Genomic DNA, 16,661 nt, shown 5'->3' with positions numbered 1-16,661 from the left:
GAGCAAACGATGAAACCGGCTGACTTGCCCTGTTCCACTCACCCCCTGGTGACCTTGCGCCCCCTGGAACGCAGCGATGCGCCCGCCTGGTATGCCTGCCTGGCCGACCCTGTCGTCATCAAACACACGAGCTGGGACTTGCGCAGCATCGACGACCTGCAAGCCAATTTCGATGACTACGCATCGGCAGACGCGTCTTCGCCCATGCGCCTGGCCGTGGTGCTGCGCGAGGGCGGCCAGCTGGTGGGCACCATCGGCTTGAATGCGATTTCCCCGCAGCACCGCACGGCGGAGATCGCCTACGAGCTGTCGCCCGCCGTGTGGGGGCAGGGCGTGGCCACGACCATCGTGGACGCCGTCGTGGACTGGGGCTTCCGGCGCCTGGACTTGCTGCGCATCCAGGCGACCGTGCTGGAAAGCAATGAGCGTTCGCTGCGCGTGCTCGAACGCTGCGCTTTCGAGCGGGAAGGCTATCTGCGTTGCTACCGGCAAATTCGCGGAAAATCGGGCAACTTCTGGCTGTATGCGCGCCTTGCCGGCGTGCCATGAGCAAAGCGTCCCTGAGTATCCTGCTGGTGGAAGACCACCTGGCCATCGCGCGCCAGGTGCTCGATTTCCTCGACGGCTTGCGCTGGCAGACGGACCATGCGGGCACGGGCGCGCTGGCCGTGCAATTGGCCACGCGCAACGCCTATGACGTGGTGCTGCTGGACCTGAACCTGCCCGACATCGATGGCTTGCAAGTGTGCCGCGCCATCAAGGCGGCCGCGCCCAGCAATGTGCCGGTTCTGATGCTGACGGCGCGCGACTCTTACGAAGACAAGGCGCGCGGCTTTCGCGACGGCGCCGACGATTATTTGACCAAGCCCTTCGACTTGCGCGAGGTGGCCTTGCGCTGCGAAGCGCTGGCGCGCCGGCGGCAGCTGCACGTGCGCCAGGAAATGCGCGTGGGGCCATTCACCTTGCAGACGCGCGCAGGACGCGCCATGTACCGTGACGCACCGCTGCCGCTGACACAGACGGGCTTTAAAATCCTGCTGCTGCTATGCCGTGAGCATCCGCACGCCGTATCGCGCTCGGCCCTGCTGCAAGCCCTGTGGGGCAGCCAGCCGCCCGACAGCGACGCCCTCAAATCGCATATCTACGCGCTGCGCAAGCAGCTGGAACAGCTTGGCGCGGCGGGCGTGCTGGTGACCATACCGCAGCTGGGCTACCGCCTGGCCTTCGACGGGGCGGCCAGCGATGGCTAAGTCGATCCGGCAGCGCCTGTTCGCCGCCCTGGCCGGCTTCACCGTCGTGCTGTGCCTGTGCTACACGGGCCTGGCGCTGGTGATCGCCTACGTGACGGAAGACATGCTGGTGCAGCGCCTGCTCGAACGCGAGGCGGTGGCCGTCAGCCAGCGCTTGCGCCAGCACGGTCAGCTGACGCCGTCTGGCAGCGACCTCATCACGGTTTATGGCCGCTACCTTGACTTGCCGCAAGCGGTGCGCAGACAAATGCCAGCATCGGCCCCGCGCGCGGAAATATTTACCGATACGGGCCAGCATTATCACGTGCTGGCGCTGGACCTCGCTGCTGCCGGCCAGCCGCGGCGCGCCTATCTGCTGGCCGACGTGGCGCCCGTGCTGGTGGTGCAGCGCCTGGTGCGGGAAGTGGGCGGTGTCGTGCTGGGCGTGGCGCTGGCGCTGGTCGCCCTGGCCCTGCTGCTGGCGTACTGGCTGGCGCGCCGCCTCGTGCGGCCCTTGCAGCGATTGGCGCGGGAAGCCCGCCAGCTGGCGCCCGGCGGCGCCGTGCACTTCAGCGGGCGCGACCGTCCCGACGAGATCGGTTTCCTGGCGCGCCGCCTGGAAACCACGTTTGCCGAACTGCAGGCAGTGTTGCGGCGGGAACAGGCATTCGCGCGCGACGTCAGCCACGAACTGCGCACGCCGCTGACCTTGATGCACAACAGCCTGGCGCTGGCCGGCGCGCTGCCCCTGGCGGCAGACGGGCAGGCGCAGCTGCGCCAGGGCGTCGACGACATGCGCGCCACCATCGACGTGCTGTTCGCGCTGGCACGGGCCGAGCAACTGCCAGGCGAGGTGGTCGAGCTGCGCGGCTGCCTGGAGCAATGCCTGCTGCGCCTGCTCGACGAACATCGTTGGGATGCCAGCCTGCTGGCGCTGGACTTGCCCGAGCGGCTGGCGGTGATCGGCAACCCGCAGCTGACGATGTTGCTTATCAATAACTGTCTGGCGAATGCCCTGTTCCATGGCGGCCCCGCTTGCCGCATCAGCATTGCGTTTGCGCAAGGCCGCCTGAGCATCGTCAATACGGTGACGGCGGGACAGCCGCGGCGCATCCACGGTTTCGCGCACGGCCAGAACCTGCTGCTGCGCCTGGCAAAAGCCATGCGCTGGGACATTGTTTTCCATCCCGGCGAAGCGCAGTACCGCGTCGACATCCTTCCCCTCCAGAAACAGTAAAAAGCACGGAGATTTCACCGCGATTTCACCGGCGCCTGCGTAAGCTGCAAGCTCTTGATCAACGGAGAAAACCGCATGAAATGTCTTATCAGTCTGCTGGTGCTGGCGTGCGCCAGCTTCCCCGCGCTGGCGCAAGTTAGCAGTCTCGTCCACAAAGACGAAAAACGCCGCTACATCGTCTACACGCCCGCCGCCTACGACCAGGCGCCGCGGCAGGCGTTTCCCGTCGTCTTCAATTTCCATGGCGGCGGCATGAGCATGGCGGAACAGATGCTGTACACGCAGATGAACAAGACGGCCGAGCGGCACCGGTTCATCGTCGTCTACCCGCAAGGCATCAGGCAGGACTGGAACGTGGGCTTCGGCATGGATTACCTGGCGGGCACCGATGACGTCGGTTTTACGCAGGCGATGTTGAGCAAGCTCAAGCAGGATTACCGCGTCGACGAGAAACGCGTGTATGCGACGGGCCTGTCGCGCGGCGGCTTCTTTGCCCTGCGCCTGGCGGCCGAGCTGCCGCAGCAGTTCGCCGCCGTCGCCTCGGTGGGGGCGCCCATGCCGGAACCGGTGCGGCAGCATCACATTCAGAAGGACAAGGTCGGCATGCTGCTGATACAGGGTACGGCCGACAAGGTCGTGCTGTTCGAGGGCAAGGCCGCCAGCTACCTGTCGGCCGAAGACACGTTTGCCTACTGGCGCAGGCACAACGGCATCGACGGCGCCGCGCCGCAGCCGCGCCTGATGCCAGGTCCTGCCGGCGACGCCACGCAAGTGACTTGGCTGGAGCAGGGTGCGGGCGGCGCCGGCGTGGCCTTGCTCACCGTCAAGGAGGGCGGCCACACCTGGCCGGGCGCCGACGCTTTTAATATTGGCCTGCCCATCGGCAAGACCACGCGCGCCATCGATGCGAATGAGGTGATGTGGGAATTTTTCAGCAAGCACCGGCGATAACGCTGCGGGGACGCGGGTGCCTGTGGCACACTCTTGTCATCTTGAATCTTGCATGAGGAAATGATGAACAGCCACCCCGTCGCCATCTTTTGCCGTTCGCTGGGCCAGTTGTCGGCCATGCTGGACAAGCTCGACGCGCAACCGCAGCTGCTGGCGGCGCGGCTGCACCCGGACATGCTGCCGTTCGCCCAGCAGGTGCGCGCGGCCGTGAGTTTTTCGCTGCGCGGCTGCTGCCCGCTGGCGGGGCTGGAGGTGGCCGATTTCAGCGGCGCCGCCAGCCTGCAGGAGCAGATCGCGCAGACCATGCGCTACCTCAAGGACATTCCCGCAGAGCGCTTCGACGGGCCGCCAGACCGCATCTGCCGCGACCGCGCCGGCTTTGCCGACATCGCGCTGCCAGCCAATGAATATTTGAATTTGTACATCTTGCCGAATTTTTACTTTCACTTCAGCATGGCGTATGCGATTGCGCGCAGCGCCGGCGCGGCCATCGGCAAGGGCGATTTCGACGGCTATCATGCTTACGCGCCGGGTTTCAGCTTCGAGCATCCCGCCGCGCCGTAGCGCCTACAAGCCCGCTTCCTGCCACGACGCCAACCCCAGCCGCTTCAACAGCCGTCCCGACAGCCCGCAGCTCCAGCAGCTGATCTGGATTTGCCGGTGCCGCCCCTGGTCCGCATGCCAGGCTTGCTCGGCATAATCGAGCAGCGCGTCGCTGAGCGGGGAGGCGTCGGCTGTCGCAGGCAAGCGCGACATCAGTTCGAACACGCCGTGAGGCGTCTCCTTGATCTGCAGCAAACCGGCCAGCAGCGCGCGCAGCGCGGCGCCGTCGATGTTGGTGCTCGCTTGCGTGAAACGCCGCTGCCAGCACAGGCTGCGTTGCGGCCACAGGGCCAGCAGCGCGGGCGCGTCGGCCGTCCGCAGCTGTCCGACCAGCTCGTCCGCTTCGAGAAACAGGTCGAGGCGGTCGTATTCCTCGTCGTCGCCGCGCAGCAGTTCATCGAGTTCGGTCAGTATGCTCATGCCACCACGTTCACTGGAGCGCCGCGTTCGAACGCTTCGATATTGCCTATCAGGATGTCGGCCAGTTTTTGCATGGCTTCACCGCTGGCCCAGGCCGTGTGCGGGGTGAGGATGAAGTTGGGCAGGCGCAAATTCAACAGCGGATTGTCGGGCGGCGGCGGTTCCTTCGACAGCACGTCGAAGCCGGCGCCGGCGATCACGCCCTGCGTCAATGCCTGGGCCAGCGCCGCTTCATCGACGAGGCCGCCCCGCGCCGTGTTGATCAGCAGGGACGTGGGCTGCATGCGCGCCAGCTCTTGCGCTCCGATGATGTTGCGCGTCTTGTCCGTCAGGGGCAGGTGCAGGCTCAGGACGTCGGAGGTGGCCAGCAGTTCGTCAAAACTCACCTCCTTGACGCCGTCCTCCTGGATCGGGGAGCGGTTGTGGACGATCACCTGCATGCCGAAGGCGCGTCCCAGCTGGGCCACGGACTTGCCCAGCGCGCCGTAGCCGAGCAGGCCCAGGCGGCTGCCGGCCAGGTCGCGGATCGGGTGGCCGAACAGGCAGAAGCGGTCCGACGCCTGCCACAGGCCCGCTTCCACATCAAAGCGGTAGGCGATGAGCTGGCGGCGCAGGGCCAGCATCAGGGCCAGGGTGTGTTCGGGCACGGTGGCGCGCGCGTAGTCGCGGATATTCGCCACGACGATGCCCCGCTCGCGGCAGGCGGCCAGGTCGAGGATGTCCGTGCCCGTGGCGGCCACGGCGATCATCTTCAGGTCGGGCAGTTGCGCCAGCTCGGCCGCGCGCAGCGGCACCTTGTTCGTGATGGCAATGGTGGCGCCTTGCAGGCGGGATACCGTCTGCCCGCTGCCCTTGGTATGTGGATATTCTTCCCAGCTGTGGGCGAAGCCGGGCGGGCGCACGGTGGCGATCAGGCTGTCGCGGTCGAGAAAGACGATGCGGTGCGGGTGCGGCGGTGTGCTTGCTGCGGTCATGGCTGGGCCTCGGTCAGGGCGGCGCGCGCGGGCAGGGCGCTCTTGCCCTTCAGCTGCGTGGCCGGGTGGTTGGTAAACATGTCGGCGACCCATTCGACAAACACGCGCACCTTGGCGGACAGGTGGCGGTTGGGCGGATAGATCACGTGGATGGGCAGCGGGTCGGATTCCCAATCGCCCAGCAATTCCACCATTTTGCCCTGTTCCAGCAGCGGCGCAAGCATGAAATGCGTCATTTGCACGATGCCCAGGCCGGCCAGGCCGGCCGCCGCGTAGGCGTTCGAGTCGTTCAGGGCGATATGACTGGGCATGGACATCTGGATGCGTTCGCCGGCGCGCGTGAAATCCCATTCAAAGGTCTTGCCCGTCTTGGCGGAGAAAAAATTCACGCCCCGGTGCTGCGCCAGGTCGTTCGGGTGCTGCGGCGTGCCGTGGCGCGCCAGGTAGCCGGGCGCGGCGCAGGTAATGAAATGCAGCACGCCGACGCGGCGCGCGATCAGGTTCAAATCGCCCAGTTCGCCGCCGCGCACGGCGCAGTCGACGCCTTCCTCGATCAGGTCGACGGGCCGGTCGCTGCAGCCGAGTTCCAGCGAGATATCGGGGTAGCGGGCGAAGAAGTCGGGCAGGGCGGGGATGATCAGTTCGCTGGCCAGGGCCGTGGGCGCGTCCACGCGCAGCCGTCCGCTGGGGCTCAAGCGCGTGCGCGACAGCGATTCCTCGGCCTCGCGCACGTCCGACAGGATGCGCACGCAGCGTTCGTAGTAGGCGGCGCCGTCGGAAGTGATGCTGACGTGGCGTGTGGTGCGGTTGAGCAACTTGACCGACAGGCTGCTTTCCAGCGACTGGATCAGGGTCGACACGGTGGCTTTCGGCAGCTGCATGTTTTCCGCCGCGCGCGTGAAGCCGCCCGCATCGACGACTTGAATGAAGACTTCCATGGCTTGCAGCTTGTTCACTTGATTTCCTATCACTTTCTGCGCGATTATTCAGAATTCTGAACAATCAATTCGGCATTGCACTCTTTATCAGATTGTAGATCAAGTCTATAGTTGTTGTACTGCAGCATAAATGTGATTGCCGCAGGAAGTTCACAGGAGAAATATCATGGGTCACCGGAATGGAATCTTTGCAGTGCTTGCTCTCGCTATGAGCTCGCTCGCTCTGGCCGCGATGGTATCGACGGATGCTTACTCGCTGGCGGCGCAAAGCGAAGCCAGTGCCTATAGCGCCCTGACCCATGAAGTGGGCGGCGTCGCCCTGTTGTGCCTGAACGACGCGGTGCGCGATGCTGCGGTGCAGCCGGTGGTGGCGCAATGACGTTTGCCGACTACGCGGCCGAACTGGCACCTGGCCAGGCGCTGAAGATACGCGACATCGAGGTGCAGGGCGCGCAGGATGCGCTCGGCGCGCGCGTCTACACGGCCGGCGTGCCGGGCGCCAAGCAGCCGAACCTGATGGTCTTCTTCCATGGCGGCGGTTTTGTGGCCGGCGACCTGGACGATGCGGACGACTTCCTGCGCTGCCTCGTGCTGAGCAACCCCGACCACGTGGTGCTGGCAGCGAACTATACTTTGGCGAAGGTACGGCCATTCCCCGCCGCCGTGGAAGACGCGCATGCCGTGCTGCTGTGGGCAAAAAAGAACAAGTCCAAGCTGGGCTGGACGGGCAAGCAGATGGTGGTGTCGGGCATCGAAGCGGGCGCCAACCTGGCAGCCGTGTGCGCCATGATGTCGCGCGACCGGGGCGGACCGCCCCTCGCGGGCCAGGTGCTGATCATGCCCATGCTCGATCCCGGCCTGTCGACTTGTTCGATGCGCTCCTTGCCGACCTGCCCCGACCAGGCCGAAGTGGCCGACCAGTGCGCCGCCGCCTACCGCGGCTACCTGCCGAATGCCGCTGACCGTACCCATCCGTACGCGTCGCCATTGCAGTCGAGCCGCCTGAAGAACCTGCCGCCGGCCTTGATATTGTCCAGCGAAGACGACCCATTGCGCGACGAGGCTGAACAATACGGCAGCAAATTGATTGCCTGCGGCATCAAGACCACCGTGCGGCGCATGGCTGCCGCGCCGCTGCAGGACGCCAGCGCCCGTAATGAATGCGCCTGCAAGGTGCAGGTATTGAGCGAAATTAGCAGTTTCGTCGCCGGACTCGGGCAGGAACCCGAGTCATGAGGCCGCCATCTGCGGCACCGCAAAAAAACTTACACTAATCAGTTTACTTTTTGAGTTTCGGTTGCTACACTACGCAGTGTAGTTCCCATCCTGTCTGCGTTGTGCGCTCGCACAGCCAGCTTCGTCGTCCCCGTCCGCTTTTAAACAGCGGGCGGCCTGTTTACCTTTGATCGAGCGCCGTCGGGCGCCATGGCACCACCATACGCTGCAGTTTCCACTTTTAGCTGGGTTGCTTCCTGCCGCCCATACCATTAGAAATTTTCATAAAACAGGGAAATAAAATGAAAAACGTTCAACAATTTTCCACTCTGCTGAAGCCCCTGGCTGCCTCGCTTGCGCTGGCAGGCCTCGTGGCTGTGAGCCTGGCCGGCTGCGATACGGCCAACAGCAAGGTGCCCGACGCGCCAGCGGCCGGCGGCCCGCCCATCTCGGCCGCCGCCGTCGTTGAAAAACAGATCACGGAAACGCAGGAATTCTCGGGCCGCCTGGAAGCGATCGAGCGCGTGGAAATCCGCTCGCGGGTCGGCGGCTTCATCACGGCCGTCAACTTCAAGCCGGGCAGCGAAGTCAAAAAGGGCGATGTGCTGTTCGTCATCGATCCGCGCCCCTTCCAGGCTGAAGTGTCGCGCGCCGAAGGCACGGCCGCTTCCGCCCGCGCCAGGGCGGAACTGGCCAAGCTGGAACTGTCGCGCGCTGAAAAGCTGCTGGCCGAAAAAGCCATCGCCCAGCGCGAATTCGATGAAAAGGCCTCGGGCCTGAAAGAGCTGGACGCGAATGTCCGCTCGGCGCAAGCCGCGTATGAAGCGGCCAGGCTGAACCTGTCGTACACGCAGGTGCAGGCGCCGATCAGCGGCCGCGTCAGCAAGGCGGAAATCACCGTCGGCAACCTGATCGACGCCTCCGCCATTTTGACGTCAGTGGTGTCGACGGACCGCATCTACGCCAGCTTCGACGGCGACGAGGATACCTATCTGCGCGTGGCCGGCACGGCGCAAAAGGGCACGCCCGTCACCGTCAAGGTAGGCCTGGCCAACGAAACGGGCTTCCCGCACGAGGGCAAGCTGGAATTCGTCGACAACCAGCTCGACCCGGCCACGGGCAGCGTGCGCATGCGCGCCACCTTCGCCAACGCCGAGCGCCAGCTGGTGCCGGGCCTGTTCGCGCGCATTCAGCTCGATGGCGGCAACGGCCCGCACGCACAAAGCACGGCGCTGCTGATCTCCGACCGCGCCGTCGGCACGGACCAGAGCCGCAAATACGTCTACGTGGTGGGTGCCGACAACAAGGCCGAATACCGTGCCGTCAAGCTGGGCCCGACCTCGGACGGCTTGCGCGTGGTGCGCGAAGGCTTGAAGGCGGGCGAAAAAATCGTCGTCAACGGCTTGCAGCGCGTGCGCCCCGGCGCGCCGGTGACGCCGCAGATGGTGGCGATGGATTTCGACCCGACCGCGCCCGTCGCCCCTGCAAAACCTGAAGCAAAAGACGCCAAGATCGCCGCCAAGGCAGCATCGACTTCCAAGGAATAAACATGAATTTTTCCCGCTTTTTCATCGACAAGCCGATCTTCGCGGCGGTGCTGTCGATCGTCATATTCGTGGCCGGGCTGCTGTCGATATTCGGCCTGCCCATCTCCGAATATCCCGACGTCGTGCCGCCATCGGTGGTGGTGCGCGCGCAATACCCGGGCGCCAACCCGAAAGTGATCGCCGAAACCGTGGCCGCGCCGCTCGAAGAGCAGATCAACGGCGTCGAGAACATGCTCTACATGTCCTCGCAAAACACGTCCGACGGCGCGATGATGCTGACCGTGACCTTCAAGATCGGCACCAACGTCGAGCAGGCCGAGACGCAGGTGCAGAACCGCGTGCAGCGCGCCTTGCCGCGCCTGCCCGAGGAAGTGCGCCAGATCGGCGTGACGACCGTCAAGTCCTCGCCCAACCTGACCATGGTGGTGCACCTGGTCTCGCCGAACAAGCGCTATGACGACATGTACCTGCGTAACTACGCGGTGCTGAACGTCAAGGACCAGCTGGCCCGCCTGCCCGGCATGGGCGACATCCAGATCTTCGGCGCCGGCGACTACGCCATGCGCATCTGGCTCGATCCGCAAAAGGTGGCGGCGCGCGGCATGACGGCCAACGACGTCGTCGACGCCATCCGCGAGCAGAACGTGCAGGTGGCCGCCGGCGTGATCGGCGCCTCGCCAGCGAAGAACTCGGACTTCCAGCTGACCGTCAACACCCAGGGCCGCCTGCAGACGCCCGAGGAATTCGGCGCCATCATCGTGCGCACCAATGCCGACGGCGCCGTGACGCACCTCAAGGATGTGGCGCGCGTGGAAATGGGCGCCAACAGCTACTCGCTGCGTTCGCTGCTGAACAATAATCCTGCCGTCGGCATGGGTATTTTTGAAGCGCCGAACGCCAACGCGCTGCAATTGTCTTCCGACGTGCGCGCCAAGATGGACGAGCTGAAAAAAGACTTCCCGCAAGGCGTGGAATACCGGATCGAGTACGACCCCACGCAATTCGTGCGTTCGTCCATCGAAGCCGTGATCCATACCCTGCTGGAGGCGATTGCCCTGGTGGTGCTGGTGGTGATCATCTTCCTGCAAACCTGGCGCGCATCGATCATTCCGCTGCTGGCCGTTCCCGTGTCGATTGTCGGCACCTTTGCCGTGATGCTGGGCTTCGGCTTCTCGATCAACACCCTGTCGCTGTTCGGCCTCGTGCTGGCCATCGGTATCGTCGTCGATGACGCCATCGTGGTGGTGGAAAACGTCGAGCGCAACATCGAGGATGGCTTGTCGCCGCGCGACGCCACCATCCAGGCCATGAAAGAGGTCAGCGGTCCCATCGTCGCCATCGCCCTGGTGCTGTGCGCCGTGTTCGTGCCGATCGCCTTCGTGCCCGGCCTGTCGGGCGAGTTCTACCGCCAGTTCGCGCTGACCATCGCCATTTCGACCGTGATCTCCGCTTTCAGCTCGCTGACCCTGGCGCCGGCCCTGTCGGCCGCACTGCTCAAGCCGCACGATGCGCCGAAGGACGCGCTGACGCGCGGCATGGACAAGGTCTTCGGCCGTTTCTTCACCTGGTTCAACCGCTTCTTCGGCCGCGCCTCGCACCGCTATGAAGCGGGCGTGAAGGGCGTGCTGGGCCGCAAGAGCGCCTCGCTGGGCGTGTATGCGCTGCTCGTCGTTGCCGCCATCTTCACCTTCAAGTCCGTGCCGGCCGGCTTCGTGCCGGCGCAGGACAAGCAATACCTGGTGGGCTTTGCGCAATTGCCCGACGCCGCCTCGCTGGACCGCACGGAAGATGTCGTGCGCCGCATGTCCGACGTCATCAAGTCGGTGCCCGGCGTCGAATCGACCATCGCCTTCCCCGGCCTGTCGATCAACGACTTCACCAATGCGCCGAACGCCGGCATCGTCTTCGCCACCCTGAAGCCGTTCGACGAGCGCTCGACCAAGGAGTTGTCGGGCGGCGCCATCGCGGCCGAGATCAACAAGCGCCTGGGCGGCATCCAGGACGCCTTCATCATGGTCTTCCCGCCGCCGCCCGTCAACGGCCTCGGCACCATCGGCGGCTTCAAGATGATGATCGAAGACCGCGGCAATCTCGGTTACGACGCGCTGTACAACGCCACCCAGGCGCTGGCCGCCAAGGCCTACCAGACGCCGGAACTGGCGGGCGTGTTCTCGGGCTACCAGATCAACGTGCCGCAGCTGTTCGCCGACGTCGACCGCGTGAAGGCCAAGCAGATGGGCGTGCAGCTGCAAACGATCTACCAGACCTTGCAGATCAACCTCGGTTCGCTGTACGTGAATGACTTCAACCAGTTTGGCCGCACCTACCAGGTGCGCGTGCAGGCCGATGCGGCCTTCCGTTCACATGCCCAGGATATCGCGCAGCTCAAAGTCCGTAATGACAAAGGCGAAATGATCCCGCTGTCGTCGTTGATGCGCGTCAAGGATAGTTATGGTCCTGACCGCGTGCAGCGCTACAACGCCTACGCCGCAGCCGATTTCAACGGCGGCGCCGCCCCTGGCGTGTCGAGCGGCCAGGCGCAAGCGGCGCTGGAACGCATCGCCAAGGAAGTGCTGCCGCAGGGGATTTCGTATGAATGGACGGAGCTGACCTACCAGGACATCTTGTCCGGCAATACGATGATCTATGTGTTCCCGCTGTGCGTGCTGCTGGTGTTCCTGGTGCTGGCCGCCCAGTATGAAAGCTGGACCCTGCCGCTGGCCGTGATCCTGATCGTGCCGATGTCGATCCTGTGCGCCTTGTTGGGCGTCAAACTGACCGGCGGCGACAACAACGTGTTTACCCAGATCGCCCTGTTCGTGCTGGTGGGGCTGGCGTCAAAAAATGCCATCCTGATCGTGGAATTCGCCCGCGAACTGGAAGAGCATGGCCGCACCGTCGTGCAAGCGGCGCTGGAAGCGTGCCGTCTGCGTTTGCGTCCGATCCTGATGACGTCGATCGCCTTCATCATGGGCGTGGTGCCCCTGGTGTTCTCGCACGGCGCCGGCTCCGAAATGCGCCATGCGATGGGCGTGGCGGTCTTCGCCGGCATGCTGGGCGTGACCTTCTTCGGCCTGTTCCTGACGCCCGTGTTCTATGTTCTGCTGCGCACCCTGGCGCAGCGTTTTGAGAAAAAACCAGCCGATGCTGCCGCCAAGCCAACTGCTGCGCCAGCATTGAACCTGGAAGGAGATATATATTGAAAACCAATGCAATCATCCGGCGCGCGGCGCCCGTCTTGAGCGCCATGGCCGCTGCCGTGCTGCTGGCGGCGTGCGCGGCGCCCGAGTTCAAGCAGCCGCAGATCGACACGCCGGCGGCGTTCAAGGAAGCGCCAGCGCCCGCCGTGCAGACGGCGGCCGACGGCACGCGCTGGAAGCAGGGCGTGCCGGCGGAGCGCCAGGCGCGCGGCGAGTGGTGGCTGGCCTTCAATGATCCGGCCTTGACTGGCCTGATTAATGAGGCCACGCAGGCGAACGCCAACCTGGCCGTCGCCGCCGCCCGCGTCAAGCAGGCGAGGGCCATTGCCGGCATCGCCGAAGCGGACCGCATCCCGCAAGTGGGCGTCAATGTGGGCGGCCAGCGCAACCGCGCTTCCGCCGTGTCGCTCGGCTTGCCGAACGGCGCGCCGGTGGCGGCGACCAACGTCTACCAGGCCAGCCTGACGGCCAGCTACGAAGTCGATCTGTTCGGCCGGGTGGCGGCCAACGTCAGCGCCTCGCGCAGCGATGCGCTGGCCGTGGAAGCGACTTACCGCTCGGTGCTGCTGTCCTTGCAGGCCGACGTGGCGCAGACCTACTTCCAGCTGCGCGCCACGGACGCCGAACTGGCGACTCTGGAGCAGACGGTGCGCCTGCGCGAGGAAAGCGTGCATGTGAACCAGCGCCGCTATGACCTGGGCGACATCGGCGAATTCGACCTGTCCCGTGCCCGCACGGAGCTGTCGACCGTGCGCGCCGAAGCCATCGGCCTGCAGCGCCAGCGCGCCACCAGCGAGCATGCGCTGGCCGTCCTGCTGGGCAAACCGGCCGCCAGCTTCACGGCGGGCGTCAACCCGCTGCAGGACAGCGGCTTCCTGCCCGTGATCCCGGCCGGCATGCCGTCCTCGCTGCTGGAGCGCCGTCCCGACATCGCGTCGGCGCAGCGCACCATGGAAGCGTCGAATGCGCGCATCGGCGTGGCCAAATCGGCCATGTTCCCGGCCTTGACCCTGAACGCTTCCGGCGGCGGCGCGTCCGATACCTTCTCGGACATCTTCAAGTGGAGCAGCCGCTCCTGGCTGCTGGGCGCCCTGATGTCGATGCCCATCATCGACGGCGGCCGCAACAAGGCTGCCGTGACGCGCAGCGAAGCGCAGCTGGAAGAGTCGGTGGCCACGTATCGCCAGAGCGTGCTGGTGGCCTTCGCCGAGGTGGAAGACAACCTAGCCGGCCTGCGCATCCTGTCGGGCCAGACGCAGCAGATCGACGAAGCCGTCGTCTCGGCGCGCCGTTCGGCCGACCTGGCGCAAAAGCTGTACGACGCGGGCCGTTCCAGCTACCTGGACCTGCTCGACGCGCAGCGCAACCTGGCGGCCATCGAGCGCAACGCCGTGCAACTGCGCGGCAACCGCGCCGTCACCACGGTGGCGCTGATCCGCGCCCTGGGCGGCGGCTGGGGCGAGACGGAGCCGCAGGTCGCGGCCAACTAGTTTCCGGCACCGCGGGCCGGCATTCCCGGCCCGCGGCGAGGAAAACATCGTGAAAACGGCGTCGTGCACGGCACGGCGCCGTTTTTTTGTTTTCAGTCAGTCGAATCCGTTTGCGGACAGGTCGCGTAAATGACTGTGCAAACATGCGCCGCAGGTCATAAGCGATCAGCAGATCATCATGCGCACCTTCGTTCCCGCAGCACTGTTCATCGTTTCCATGCTGGCCGCCGGCGCCCCCTTTGCCGCCATGGCCCCATGGCGGGGGCCTGGAGCATGTAGCGCCAACATCCGTACCTATGATGTGTATCAATCGAATGGCGTGATCAATGTCATGGACACGGTGCTGATGCCGAAACAGATACACGAAAAAGCGGGCGAAAAAAAAGACAGGGGAAACCCTGTCTTTTTGGCTTGCGCGACCTTGATTACTTGGCTGGCGCGGCTGCCGCTGCGGAGGCTGCCGGCGTGGCTGGAACTGCCTTCTCTCCAGTGGCCGCCTTCTTCGCCTTGTGATGCTTAGCTTTCTTGTGCGTCGCTGGCTTGACGGCGGCCGGCGCGGCCGGTGCTTCAGCCTTGGCTGCCGGCGCAACGGCTGCGGCGGAAGCTGCTGGAGCGGCCGGTGCTGCTGGTGCGGCTGGCGTCTGGGCGAAAGCGGCGGTGGCGAACAGGGTGGCGATCAGGGTGGCGATGACTTTTTTCATGATGAAATCCTATCAGGTAATGTGGCGAATGAAACCGGGTGCTGGGGTACTGGATTACTTGGCCGGGGCCGAGGCCGAAACTGGTGCGGCGGCGGTGGCCGATGCCAGTTTTGCGTCAGCCTTGGCCTTGGTCTGCTTGGCTTTATGGTGCGCCTTGGACTTGGTGGCGGCCGCTTCGGTCTTGGCGCTGGCGACGTCCGTTTTCGCGGCGACGACTGCTTTCGCTTCTTTAGCATCGGCCTTGACGACGGCTTGCGCTTCCTTGGCGTCCGCTTTCACGACGGCCTTGGTGTGGGCCGCTTCCACTTTGGCGGGGACCGAGGCTGCTGGCGCTGCTGGCGTCTGGGCAAAGGCAGCGGTAGCGAACAGGCCGGCGATCAGGGTAGCAATTACGTTTTTCATGGTGCAGTCCTCAGTGGTGGTTTGTCTGGTGTGTCTGTTGGTGCCGGGATGATTCCCGTGTCACTGAGCATAAAACGCGCCCCCGGACGCTTGCGTTGACGGTCATTACAAACGCTTACAACTACCGCGTATCCGCCTGCAGGATGTCTTTCGAATGGCGCTGCACGTAGCTTTCGTGGCGAGGGGCGGATTGCCGGTGTCTCGCGTGCGCGCCGTTTTATCGCGTTTCCATGAAGCGGCGGCGCAGAATGCGCCAGGTGGCGCTGCGCCATGCAAAAGGACAGCCGAAGCTGTCCTTGATCTTGCGGGCGAAGTGGCCGCGGGAGCGCAGACCCGGCGGATGCGCTCGCGTGGCCGCTGCCGCGCTTACTTCGCTGGCGCTGGTGCCGCGGGTACCGCTGCTGCCGCTTTCGCTTCATCCGCTTTGACCTTGGCCTTGGCTGCCTTGTGATGGGCCTTGGCCTTGGTGGCTTTCGCATCGGCCTTGGCGCTGGCGACATCGGCTTTCGCGTCGGCGGCGACGGCCGCTTCTTTCGCATCGGCTTTCACGACGGCCTTGGTTTCCTTGGCGTCAGCCTTGGCCACGGCTTTGGTGTGGGCCGCTTCCGCCTTGGCGGGAACGGAGGCTGCCGGAGCGGCCGGGGKTTGCGCAAAAGCGGCGGTGGCGAACAGGGTGGCGAWCAGGGCGGCGATAACTTTTTTCATGATGAAATCCTATCAGGTGGAGTGACGAATGAATTCGGGTRCTGGATTACTTGGCTGGAGCCGGAGCCGAGGCCGAAACTGGTGCGGCGGCGGTGGCCGATGCCAGCTTTGCGTCAGCCTTGGCCTTGGTCTGCTTGGCTTTATGGTGCGCCTTGGACTTGGTGGCGGCCGCTTCSGTCTTGGCGCTGGCGACKTCCGTTTTCGCGGCGACGACGGCTTTCGCTTCTTTTGCATCGGCCTTGACGACGGCTTGCGCTTCCTTGGCRTCCGCTTTCACGGCGGCCTTGGCGTGGGCCGCTTCCACTTTCGCCGGAACGGAGGCGGCGGGTGTGGCGGGCGTCTGGGCGAAGGCTGCGGTGGCGAACAGGCCGGCGATCAGGGTAACAATTGCTTTTTTCATGGTGCAGTCCTCGGTGGTGGTTTGTCTGGTGTCTCTGTCGGTGCCGGGATGATTCCCGTATCACTGAGCAGAAAACGCGCCCCSCAAGCGTGCCGTTGACCTCGTTTACACTTTCTTACAATCAAGCTTTTTATCTGCCGTTGCCGCATGATGCGGGCATGAAAATGCAAAAAGACAGCCGAAGCTGTCTTTTTGTGTGGCGCAAAAAACGCGCTGAGGGGATTAYTTGGCTGCTGCTGCGGCCGYTTCAGTCTTCGCTTCGTCAGCCTTGGCCTTGGCTTTTTTCGCTTTGTGATGGGCCTTGGCCTTGGTGGCTTTCGCATCGGCCTTGGCGCTGGCGACATCGGCTTTCGCGTCGGCGGCGACGGCCGCTTCTTTCGCATCGGCTTTCACGACGGCCTTGGTTTCTTTTGCTTCTGCTTTAGCCACTTCCTTGGTGTGCTTGGCTTCGGCCTTGGCCGGCACTGCTGGCGCTGGGGTTTGAGCAAAGGCTGCGGTAGCGAACAAGCCGGCGATCAGAGTAGCGATTACTTTTTTCATGGTGCAGTTCCTCAAGAAGTGGGTTGTAGTTCAGGAGATGCATTTCCCCTGTCACTGAGGCAAAAACGCGCCGCGCGGCAATTGCGTTGACAGCCAATTACAAATACTT

18 protein-coding genes and 1 pseudogene are annotated in these 16,661 nt (G+C 64.5%); 11 read left to right on the top strand and 8 right to left on the bottom strand.

What is annotated here, in order from left to right; translation table 11 throughout:
* The first annotated feature begins 9 nt into the window (after positions 1–9).
* The 5 genes from CBW50_RS16850 (at position 10) to CBW50_RS16830 (ending at position 3,981) form a co-directional block, all read left to right on the top strand.
* Entirely contained in the window at positions 10–549 is a 540-nt protein-coding gene (locus CBW50_RS16850; protein ID WP_086146632.1) for a GNAT family N-acetyltransferase, read from the top strand.
* Positions 546–1,250: a response regulator transcription factor gene (locus CBW50_RS16845; protein ID WP_086146631.1), complete on the top strand. Its 705-nt coding sequence runs from the start codon at positions 546–548 to the stop codon at positions 1,248–1,250. Before CBW50_RS16850 ends, CBW50_RS16845 begins: the two co-directional genes overlap by 4 nt.
* Complete coding sequence (locus CBW50_RS16840; RefSeq protein WP_086146630.1) at positions 1,243–2,466, top strand: HAMP domain-containing sensor histidine kinase; 1,224 nt, start codon at positions 1,243–1,245, stop codon at positions 2,464–2,466. Before CBW50_RS16845 ends, CBW50_RS16840 begins: the two co-directional genes overlap by 8 nt.
* Before the next feature lie 75 nt (positions 2,467–2,541).
* Positions 2,542–3,417 carry an alpha/beta hydrolase-fold protein gene (locus CBW50_RS16835; RefSeq protein ID WP_086146653.1) on the top strand — a complete coding sequence of 292 codons (876 nt, stop codon included), beginning with the start codon at positions 2,542–2,544 and terminating at the stop codon, positions 3,415–3,417.
* A 60-nt stretch (positions 3,418–3,477) separates the two neighbouring features.
* On the top strand, positions 3,478–3,981 hold the full coding sequence (locus CBW50_RS16830; protein WP_226935899.1) for a DUF1993 domain-containing protein: 504 nt from the start codon (positions 3,478–3,480) through the stop codon (positions 3,979–3,981).
* A 3-nt stretch (positions 3,982–3,984) separates the two neighbouring features.
* Here the strand turns inward: CBW50_RS16830 and CBW50_RS16825 are convergent, their stop codons facing one another.
* From CBW50_RS16825 to CBW50_RS16815, 3 genes are read right to left on the bottom strand one after another with little or no spacing between them, the layout of a single operon-like run.
* On the bottom strand, positions 3,985–4,440 hold the full coding sequence (locus CBW50_RS16825; RefSeq protein WP_086146628.1) for a hypothetical protein: 456 nt from the start codon (positions 4,438–4,440) through the stop codon (positions 3,985–3,987).
* Positions 4,437–5,414 carry a D-2-hydroxyacid dehydrogenase gene (locus CBW50_RS16820; RefSeq protein WP_086146627.1) on the bottom strand — a complete coding sequence of 326 codons (978 nt, stop codon included), beginning with the start codon at positions 5,412–5,414 and terminating at the stop codon, positions 4,437–4,439. The genes CBW50_RS16825 and CBW50_RS16820 overlap by 4 nt, the downstream gene beginning before the upstream one ends.
* Positions 5,411–6,370 (bottom strand): LysR family transcriptional regulator, encoded by a 960-nt coding sequence (locus tag CBW50_RS16815; protein WP_086146626.1) that lies wholly within the window; start codon positions 6,368–6,370, stop codon positions 5,411–5,413. The genes CBW50_RS16820 and CBW50_RS16815 overlap by 4 nt, the downstream gene beginning before the upstream one ends.
* A 190-nt stretch (positions 6,371–6,560) precedes the next feature.
* Between CBW50_RS16815 and CBW50_RS29425 the strand changes: the two genes are divergently transcribed.
* The 6 genes and pseudogenes from CBW50_RS29425 to CBW50_RS29990 all read left to right on the top strand — a co-directional run.
* Entirely contained in the window at positions 6,561–6,731 is a 171-nt protein-coding gene (locus CBW50_RS29425; protein ID WP_157792285.1) for a hypothetical protein, read from the top strand.
* The gene (locus CBW50_RS16810) at positions 6,728–7,588 is read left to right on the top strand and encodes an alpha/beta hydrolase (RefSeq protein ID WP_086146625.1); all 861 of its coding nucleotides are present in this window, start codon (positions 6,728–6,730) and stop codon (positions 7,586–7,588) included. Before CBW50_RS29425 ends, CBW50_RS16810 begins: the two co-directional genes overlap by 4 nt.
* A 281-nt stretch (positions 7,589–7,869) precedes the next feature.
* On the top strand, positions 7,870–9,114 hold the full coding sequence (locus CBW50_RS16805) for an efflux RND transporter periplasmic adaptor subunit (RefSeq protein WP_086146624.1): 1,245 nt from the start codon (positions 7,870–7,872) through the stop codon (positions 9,112–9,114).
* Positions 9,115–9,116: 2 nt separating this feature from the next.
* On the top strand, positions 9,117–12,317 hold the full coding sequence (locus CBW50_RS16800) for an efflux RND transporter permease subunit (RefSeq protein ID WP_086146623.1): 3,201 nt from the start codon (positions 9,117–9,119) through the stop codon (positions 12,315–12,317).
* A 44-nt stretch (positions 12,318–12,361) separates the two neighbouring features.
* On the top strand, positions 12,362–13,804 hold the full coding sequence (locus tag CBW50_RS16795) for an efflux transporter outer membrane subunit (RefSeq protein ID WP_226936011.1): 1,443 nt from the start codon (positions 12,362–12,364) through the stop codon (positions 13,802–13,804).
* Positions 13,805–14,081: 277 nt separating this feature from the next.
* Positions 14,082–14,159 (top strand): annotated as a pseudogene (locus CBW50_RS29990) (fasciclin domain-containing protein); the annotation flags it as partial.
* Positions 14,160–14,229: 70 nt separating this feature from the next.
* Here the strand turns inward: CBW50_RS29990 and CBW50_RS16790 are convergent.
* The 5 genes from CBW50_RS16790 to CBW50_RS16770 all read right to left on the bottom strand — a co-directional run bounded on the left by CBW50_RS16790 (position 14,230) and on the right by CBW50_RS16770 (position 16,552).
* Positions 14,230–14,505 carry a hypothetical protein gene (locus CBW50_RS16790; RefSeq protein ID WP_086146621.1) on the bottom strand — a complete coding sequence of 92 codons (276 nt, stop codon included), beginning with the start codon at positions 14,503–14,505 and terminating at the stop codon, positions 14,230–14,232.
* Positions 14,506–14,559: 54 nt separating this feature from the next.
* Complete coding sequence (locus tag CBW50_RS16785) at positions 14,560–14,907, bottom strand: hypothetical protein (RefSeq protein ID WP_086146620.1); 348 nt, start codon at positions 14,905–14,907, stop codon at positions 14,560–14,562.
* Between the two features lie 366 nt (positions 14,908–15,273).
* The gene (locus tag CBW50_RS16780) at positions 15,274–15,612 is read right to left on the bottom strand and encodes a hypothetical protein (RefSeq protein ID WP_086146619.1); all 339 of its coding nucleotides are present in this window, start codon (positions 15,610–15,612) and stop codon (positions 15,274–15,276) included.
* A gap of 46 nt (positions 15,613–15,658) precedes the next feature.
* Positions 15,659–16,012: a hypothetical protein gene (locus CBW50_RS16775; RefSeq protein WP_086146618.1), complete on the bottom strand. Its 354-nt coding sequence runs from the start codon at positions 16,010–16,012 to the stop codon at positions 15,659–15,661.
* A 222-nt stretch (positions 16,013–16,234) separates the two neighbouring features.
* Positions 16,235–16,552 carry a hypothetical protein gene (locus CBW50_RS16770; protein ID WP_086146617.1) on the bottom strand — a complete coding sequence of 106 codons (318 nt, stop codon included), beginning with the start codon at positions 16,550–16,552 and terminating at the stop codon, positions 16,235–16,237.
* Between the last annotated feature and the right edge of the window lie 109 nt (positions 16,553–16,661).

The sequence above is a fragment of the Janthinobacterium sp. GW458P genome (assembly GCF_002127585.1).
Classification (GTDB): Bacteria; Pseudomonadota; Gammaproteobacteria; order Burkholderiales; family Burkholderiaceae_D; genus Janthinobacterium.
The sequence above is the reverse complement of the archived record's forward strand: the minus strand, read 5'-3'. Positions and strand labels throughout refer to the sequence as shown.